At 40.9% G+C, this 5609-nt stretch carries 7 protein-coding genes; all 7 read left to right on the top strand.

Annotated features, from left to right (window positions below; translation table 11 throughout):
* Positions 1–200 (top strand): hypothetical protein (locus AB1488_08840; GenBank protein ID MEW6410196.1); only part of this gene is annotated, 200 nt, incomplete at its 5' end.
* On the top strand, positions 163–438 hold the full coding sequence (locus AB1488_08835; GenBank protein ID MEW6410195.1) for a DUF2892 domain-containing protein: 276 nt from the start codon (positions 163–165) through the stop codon (positions 436–438). The genes AB1488_08840 and AB1488_08835, both read left to right, overlap by 38 nt.
* 233 nt (positions 439–671) lie before the next feature.
* A complete protein-coding gene (locus tag AB1488_08830; protein ID MEW6410194.1) occupies positions 672–1460 on the top strand; it encodes an outer membrane lipoprotein-sorting protein in 789 nt (262 codons plus the stop codon).
* 30 nt (positions 1461–1490) lie between these two features.
* Positions 1491–2735, top strand: coding sequence for a hypothetical protein (locus tag AB1488_08825; GenBank protein ID MEW6410193.1), 1245 nt, complete (start codon positions 1491–1493; stop codon positions 2733–2735).
* Positions 2736–2809: 74 nt separating this feature from the next.
* Complete coding sequence (gene phnD, locus AB1488_08820) at positions 2810–3718, top strand: phosphate/phosphite/phosphonate ABC transporter substrate-binding protein (GenBank protein MEW6410192.1); 909 nt, start codon at positions 2810–2812, stop codon at positions 3716–3718.
* Positions 3715–5205, top strand: coding sequence for an ATP-binding protein (locus AB1488_08815; GenBank protein MEW6410191.1), 1491 nt, complete (start codon positions 3715–3717; stop codon positions 5203–5205). The genes phnD and AB1488_08815 overlap by 4 nt, the downstream gene beginning before the upstream one ends.
* Positions 5206–5279: 74 nt before the next feature.
* Positions 5280–5609, top strand: a 330-nt coding sequence (locus AB1488_08810) for a response regulator (protein MEW6410190.1), incomplete at its 3' end; no start/stop codon positions are given.

Below are 5609 nucleotides of genomic sequence, written 5' to 3'. Positions count from 1 at the left end.
TTGCATTCCTTTATACTGCTATTCTTTTTGCTCTCCTTATATGGGCGATAAAGAAAGGTTCACAGATAGCACGGGTAACGCCGAAGGAGTATGTCACTAAGTCTACAGATGAAGTATTTTTAAAGGGACTTCACCCCGCACCACAGGAAGCCACGAGTGTGAATGCTGGAGGAATGCGGGAAATTCCTGAAAGGTTATAACCTTGATGCCACGGCTATAAACCAAGCCTTTGATAGAAAGGGCTGGGTAAAGTCGTGGTGCGGGGTTCATGAAGAAAACAGCAGGAGGTGTGATATGTTAGAGAGATGGCTCAGAGGAATAGCGGGAGTTGTAGTATTGGTGAGTTTAATTTTGGCTCAGGTGCATTCAGTAAATTGGCTTATACTTACTGCAATTATGGGACTGAATCTCTTGCAGTCTGCCTTTACAAACTGGTGACCGATGATGCCAATCCTCAGGTCGTTGGGGATAGATAAGAAAAGTGAGAAATAAGAAGTAGAAAGTAAAAAGTTACAAAACACTGATGTCATTCCTGCGAAAGCAGGAATCCAGACGCCATCCCCGTGAAAGGAGGGAACTATACAAAGGAATTGGATTCCTGTTTCCACAGGAAACCCTGGATTCCGTGTCAAGCACGGAATGACAGATAAAAGAAAAAGAGGAGGTTTGAGATGATAAGGTATTTGATTGTTTTACTCATAATGCTTCTGCCTTTTGAGGCTTTTGCCCTTACAGCAGAGGAGGTTATGAAAAAATCGCAGGCTGCCTTTTTATATCAGGGTAAAGATTTTAAGGCAAGAGTGATGATGAAGCTCATAAGTAAAGGTGGTGCGGAGAGGATAAGGGAACTTACCATGTTGAGAAAGAATTATGGCGATGTAGGCGGTGACCAGAAATACTTTATCTACTTCTTTCAGCCTGCTGATGTGAGGGATATGACATTTATGGTCTATAAGTATCCTGCGAAAGACGATGACAGATGGCTCTTTGTCCCTGCCATAAACATGGTAAGACGCATTGCTGCACAGGACAAGCGTTCAAGTTTCGTAGGCTCCGATTTCACTTATGAAGATGTCTCTGGAAGGGACATCGAGGATGATACACATGCTATTGTAAAAGAAGAAAGACTTGGAGCAAGGGACTGTTATGTTGTAAAGAGCACACCAAAGGCTGGAGATGTAGATTATAGCTACAAAATCTCATGGATCGATAAGACCAATTTTTTACCTCTGAAAGAAGAATATTATGACAGGAAAGGTGAATTATACAAAGTCTTCACAGCTGACGAAATTAAAGATGTAAAGGGCTTTCCTACAGTTACAAAAAGGACTATGAAAAACCTCCAGAGTGGACACAGGACTGAGGTCACATACACAAAAGCAAATTATAACATAGGGTTACCTGACGATGCATTCACAGAAAGGTATCTCAGAAAGCCTGAAAGAAGATGGATTGATTAAGGATTAAGAATTAAGGATTAAGGATTAAGAGTGTTAATAGTGTTTTTCCCATTGATAGTGTTGTTCATTGTAGCTCCTGCATTTGCTGAAGATATCTCTCTGCATGGCTTTGTTCAGGGAAATTACTCGGCGAGGGTTACAGGAGACCGTCCTCCAGAAAGCAAAGGTGGAGACCTCGTTTGGGCAGATGAGAGGGTTCAGCTTAAGATAGATGGAGGCATAAAGGCATTCAGGTTTTTTACAAAGACAGACCTTATAGGAGAACATATAAATGAAAATGCAGATGTTGAGTTCAGAGAGGCGTATGTGGATTATGCCTCAAAGAGCTGGGATATGAGGCTCGGGAAGCAGATGTTCACCTGGGGCGTTGGAGACCTGATATTTATAAATGATGTGTTTCCAAAGGACTATGAGGCATTCTTCTCTGGAAGACCAATGGAGTATCTAAAGAGAGGAGTTGATGCGGTAAAGGTCGGTCTTTACCCGAAGGTTACCTCGATAGAACTGGTAGCAATCCCATTTTTTAAGTCCAACAATTACCCGAAAACAGACCGTTTCATCATGTATGATTCCATGCCGAATGTTAGAGAAAGGAGCGAAAAAGAGCCGAATCCGAGGGTAAAGAATACGGAGTATGCGGTCAGGATATATAGAGATATCCTCGGGATGGATGCCGCATTATACGTCTACAGGGGATTTCATAGAAAGCCAGCAATGATGGTTGATAATCCTGATTCCCCCAGGTATATAACATATTTTTATCCGAGGCTCTCTGTATATGGTTTTAGCCTTCAAGGGAGGATGCTCGAAGGTATACTGAGCCTCGAAGGAGGATATTATGACTCAAAGGAAGATAGGGCAGGGAAGAACTCGATGGTGCCGAACTCTCAGACGAGGGGACTCGTAGGATATAACAGGCAACTCTGGGAGGACTTTACGATTGGCATTCAATATTATGGCGAATATATGCATAGATATACAGAATACAAAGGCTCATTATCCACAGGTTCTCCGAGAGATAAGAGATTAAAACAGCTGGCGACACTCAGGCTCACGCAGTTTCTTAAATACCAGACGATAAAACTCTCGCTCTTTACATTTTATAGCCCATCTGATAAAGATTATATGATTAATCCTGAATTTAAATACAGCCTCTCTGACCATGTATGGTTTGCAGTTGGTGGAAATGTCTTTGGTGGAGGTAAACCCCATACAGAGTTCGGACAGCTTAACAAGGACGATAACATCTATACCGTCGTAAGGTATGAATTTTAAGGCTATCTAATATTTCTTCTACCTCCTTGTTATCATATCTGCTATAATAAGTATAATTATTACATAAATTGCAGATGATGAATGTGAGTAAAATATCAACTCTTCTTATAATTCTTGCAATCCTCTATATCGGTTATATCGGAGAGACTGAGGCTGTGCATAAAAGTGATGCCCCCAAAGATAAAAAGGCAACGGTCTATTTCAGCGCTATAACCCTTTACCATCCTATAGTAATGTATCAGAGATACCAGCCACTTATGAACTATCTCACAGAAAATACACCGTACAGGTTTGAGTTGAAACTCAGTCAGGACTACAGAGATATAATAAATTTTCTTAAAAGTAACAAGGTTCAGGTTGCGTTACTTGGTGGCGTTACATATTTAGAAGCAAAGAGGGAATTCGATGTGGTTCCTATCCTGAGACCTATTGGTGCGGATGGTAGGCCCTTTTACACCTGCGTATTCATTACAAGAGCTACAAATGGAGAGATTAACGCACTTTCAGACCTTAAAGGGAAATCTGTTGCCTTTGCATCGAAACTATCAACATCAGGTAACCTTGCACCCCTCTATCATCTTTATTCCAGAGGAGGTTTAAGGCTTGAGGATTTTTCACGACATGTAAACCTTAAGTACCACGACTCTGTTGCGAGGGAAGTCTTGAGGGGGAACTTTGATGCAGGAGCAGTAATAGATTCTGTCGCATGGAGATTTAAAGACAGGGGGCTAAAGGCTATATCTGTTTCTGAGCCAATACCAGGTCTCCCAATAGTGGTGCGGGCAGATGTATCACCGGAGATTGTTAATGCCATAAAAAAAGCACTTCTCAACTTAGACTACAATAATCCTGAACACCGTAAGATAATGGAAAAATGGGATGAAGAGTTCAGATATGGATTTGCCGAGGCAACAGACTCTGATTATGACTCCATACGTACGATGATAAACTATCTGGGTAAAAAGGGTGTAAAAATACCATGATTGAGAAACTCAAGAAGTGGGTATTCAGCCTTCAGGGAAAGTTTATCATTGTCGCATCTGTGTGTATTCTCGTCTTTACTATCATAGGAAGCGTCATAATCCTCTCAAGAGAAGAGGACTTGTACAGACAGGATATAATGAACCAGGGAAAAGTTCTTGCCGAAATAAGCCAGCTTACTCTGACAAATGTAATGGTATATAATGAGCTCGGTATGATGGATGATCAAGATCTCATTGACTACCTTGACTATTTCATAATGAATTTAATGGAACGGGATAAGAGGGTAAGGTATGTAATGATTCTTGGTAATAAGGGAGAGATTCTTGCTCATAGCGATATCTATGAGTATGGCAAGGTACGTGTGGATGAATCAACACTGAGAGCTCTTACAAACCTTAAAACAGAGATAGCCTATGGAGGATTTCAGGACGACCCGATTCTAAAAATAACAGCACCCCTAAATATAGAGACCAAGCATTGGGGTGTTCTACAAATTGGGCTTTCCATAAAAGAGGTTCAGGAATCTTTAAATTCCTTGAAGAAAGAGATCACTTTCATTACTGTTCTCTTTTCTATGATTTCTCTCATAATTATAAGTATTGGTGCAAAGGTTCTTTCAAAACCAGTGATAAGACTTTCGAGGATAATGGACGGCATAAAAACGCATGGAGACCTCGAGATTGCAGGGGCAATTCGTGATCCCCTGCCTAAAGATAGACGGGATGAACTTGGCAAGCTTCAAAGGAGCTTCCTCTGGATGCTACAGAGGCTCAGGGATGCAGATAGAGAACGTAAAAAGACCGTAGAAGTACTCACTCAAACAGAAAAGATGGTCTCCATTGGACGGCTTGCCTCTGGTGTTGCCCATGAGATAAACAACCCACTCAGCGGTATAACCCTGTGTTTTAAAAATCTGATGGAAGCTGATGTGGACAACCTAACAAAGGAAAAACTCATTCTTGCAATCAATGACGGTCTTCAGAAGATAAAAAACATTGTCGAACAACTCCTCGATTTCTCGAGGATGACTGTTACAGAAAAGATACCTGTAAACCTGAACAACCTCATAAACCGCCTGTTAGTTTTGCTCAATTACCCTGCCTCAAAAAAGAACATTAAAGTTGTTAATGACCTGTCAGATAATATTCCGGAAATATTGATTGATGAAAACAAGATGGCACAGGTCTTTATGAATATTATGATAAACGCCCTACAGTCTATGGATGGCGACGGTAGCCTGACAATTAGGACGAGGGGAGAAAATGGGTTCTGTGTAGTTTCTATCGAGGATACAGGAGGTGGTATTCCTCCTGACATAATGCCCTATATTTTTGATCCTTTCTTTACAACAAAGAGTGTAGGAGAGGGGACGGGATTGGGACTTTCTGTGAGTAAGGGAATAGTGGAACAACATGGTGGTATAATCGAAGTGGACAGCATTGTTGGCGCTGGAACAACATTCAGGATTAAATTACCAATAACATAGGGTTAAGGGGCATGGGTCATGAAATGAGAGGACTTATTAAGTCTTTGACTTGACTCTTGACTCTAAAGTATAATATGGCACAAAAATTGCTGAAAATTTCAAAAGACAGGTTACAAACGATGAAGATACTTGTAATAGAAGATGAACTTTCTGTGAGACTTGGAATTTCCTGTACCCTTGAAAGTGTAGGATATAAAATCGCTACTGCAGATAATGGTGTTGATGGTATAAGACTCTTTGAAAAGGAAAGTTTTGATGTTGTGATAACAGACCTCAGGCTACCAGGTATTAATGGTATTGAGGTATTAAAATCTATAAAGAACATCTCTCCTGATACAGGGGTGATTGTAATCACTGCCTTTGCAGATGTAAAGACCGCTGTTGAGGCTATGAGAGAAGGCGCC

The organism is Nitrospirota bacterium, assembly GCA_040756155.1.
Classification (GTDB): domain Bacteria; phylum Nitrospirota; class Thermodesulfovibrionia; order JACRGW01; family JBFLZU01; genus JBFLZU01.
This window is presented reverse-complemented; position numbering and strand designations above follow the sequence as displayed.